This is a genomic window from Vibrio sp. 10N.261.54.E10 (assembly GCF_002877735.2).
Lineage (GTDB): Bacteria > Pseudomonadota > Gammaproteobacteria > Enterobacterales > Vibrionaceae > Vibrio > Vibrio crassostreae_C.
Genome location: NZ_MCXE02000015.1, coordinates 1 through 2,425 on the forward strand (window position 1 = coordinate 1; position 2,425 = coordinate 2,425).

At 42.3% G+C, this 2,425-nt stretch carries 1 protein-coding gene and 2 pseudogenes; all 3 read right to left on the minus strand.

The annotated features are described in order from the left end of the window. A partial coding sequence (locus BCU07_RS23545; RefSeq protein WP_413286221.1) for an NADP-dependent oxidoreductase occupies window positions 1-714 on the minus strand: 714 nt, incomplete at its 3' end. Between the two features lie 179 nt (window positions 715-893). Next, window positions 894-1,483, minus strand: a pseudogene (locus BCU07_RS23550) (TetR/AcrR family transcriptional regulator). A 215-nt stretch (window positions 1,484-1,698) separates the two neighbouring features. Further along, window positions 1,699-2,174, minus strand: a pseudogene (locus tag BCU07_RS23555) (FKBP-type peptidyl-prolyl cis-trans isomerase). Between the last annotated feature and the right edge of the window lie 251 nt (window positions 2,175-2,425).

The following is a 2,425-nucleotide window of genomic DNA, read 5'->3' on the forward strand; positions in this document are numbered from 1 at the left end:
GGTGTTAAGTAATGGCATTACTGCATCGAAAACTTTGCCGCCTACGTTTTCAAAATATACATCGATCCCGTTGTCACACGCTTTAGCCAACTGATCAGCGAAGTCGTCGGCTTTGTGGTCGATACATTCATCAAAGCCAAGAACCTCTTTAGCGTACTGACACTTCTCTTGACCACCAGCAACACCGACAACACGACAGCCTTTTAGCTTACCGATTTGTCCAACGGTTGCGCCTACTGGACCCGTTGCTGCAGCTACAACCAGCGTATCGCCTTTCTTCGGTTGGCCAATATCTAATAAACCCATGTAAGCCGTAAAACCAGGCATGCCCATGATGCCAAGCGCGTAAGAAGGGTGCGTTGGCTCTTTACCTAGTTTGATTAGGCCTTCACCGTTAGAAACCCCGAGATCTTGCCAACCGGTATAAGCCAATACCCATTCGCCGATTTCAAAATCGCTGTTATTCGACTCTTCAACCTGACACACGGTTGCACCGACCATCACGTCGTCAATTGCAACTGGATCAGCGTAAGATTTAGCGTCGCTCATTCGGCCACGCATGTATGGGTCTAGAGAAAGGTACACTGAGCGAAGTAACATTTCGCCATCTTTAATTGCTGGTGCGGCTACTGTCTCTAAGCGAAAGTTTTCTTGAGTAGGTGCGCCAACTGGGCGAGAAGCCAATACGATGCGGCGATTGTCTTGTTGAGTCATTGGATGTCCTTAATTTTGATTATGTTCATTTAGAATTAGACCAGTCGTCTAGTCTTGTCGTCTAAAAATCCCGCCATCACCAAATTGATAAGAGGGCGGGTAATTTTTATCAATAGCGATTAATACTGTGTATTTTTGTGTGATAACACACCTAGTGACCTGCATTTAGGTCTCAGTATTTAGTCGTTACCTTGTAAAACTTGCTTGGTCAGTCTCAGTGCCGATTCTAAGCTATGTGAGCTTTGACTTAACTTGCTTAGCAAACTTGCACCCAACCACATCGAGTAAAGGTTTTGAGCGGCATCTTGGCTGTTATTAACTTTAATAGAGCCGTCTTCAACACCACCAACAACGCAATTCTCAATCGTATGGGTGACTTTTCCAGCTCCTTTATGTGAGCTTGGCGCATAGGATCAGAAAGATCAGACACTTCTGCACTGAGTTTAACCACTAAGCACTTATGAGCGTTGCAGGTACCATTTTCAATTTTTGTCCACAGCGAAAAGTAACTGATGATTCGTTGAAAATGATTACCTTCGCCATGCACTAAGATCGATTCAATTTTAGTTATGTAATTTTCAAAATAGTGTTGAATCAATGCTTCGCCAAACTGCTCTTTCGATTTAAAGTAGTGGTAAAACGAACCTTTCGGAACATCCGCTTCTTTGAGCAATTGCGATAAACCAACGCCATTAAAGCCGTTGTTCACTATTAATTGATATCCCACATTCAAAATATGCAGGCGAGTATCGTTCGTTTTTTCGTTCATGGACGTTACTATAATTTAAATTAGACCAGTCGTCTAGTGGTTGGTTTTTTCTGCATTGTGAAATCTTCATAACGTCTAAGGTAGCGTGCTCTTGAAGATTTTAACTTGTCGATTCAAGCGTGCACTAAACGGTAAGCGGATAATAAAAAAAGCCCCGACATATCTAGCATGTTGGGGCTTAAATCAATGAGATTGTTGCCTTGATTACTATTCGGTTATTTAATGGCAATTAGCTCAACATCAAAAAATTAAAGTCGATGAAGGTGGGATAGGACCTGAGCCGCCTTTCCCGTAAGCTAATTTACTCGGGATAAATAGACGAACTTTTTGACCTTCAACCATGTAAGTCAAACCTTCTTGCCAACCTTTGATTACTTGCTTAAGAGCAAATGAAATAGGCTCGCCACGCTCAACAGAACTGTCGAAGACAGTGCCATCTATAAGTGTTCCGTGGTAATGAACCGTTACTTTACTGTTCTTAGTTGGATGCTCAGTACCAGTGCCTTCTTCAAGTACAAGATATTGAAGACCACTTTCAGTTGTAACCACACCGTCTTTGGCGCCGTTTTCGATGAGGAACTGTTGACCTTGCTTGATATTTTTCTTCGCCAGATTTATGGTTCATCCAAGTGCGGTAGATCATGAAGCCAGCCAAAATAAAGACAATGACCGGGATGATAAATTTAGACATAGTAAAAACCTATTTATAGTTAATGCTGAGTTTCGTAGTTAATGCAGAGGGTGTTAATAATTGACTACCGCTGTGACTATGGTTGAGTCAAAAGGAAGTTAATCGTTTTCGCGATCCCAGTAACAGTTGAAGCGGCGCACGAAAAACGCGAAAGCGTTTCACGATAAATGCGAAAACAAGTGTTTGACTAGGAAGAGATCAGAACGGTTAAACACCCAAATACCTTCCGGTAACTGAACGAAGTACATAAA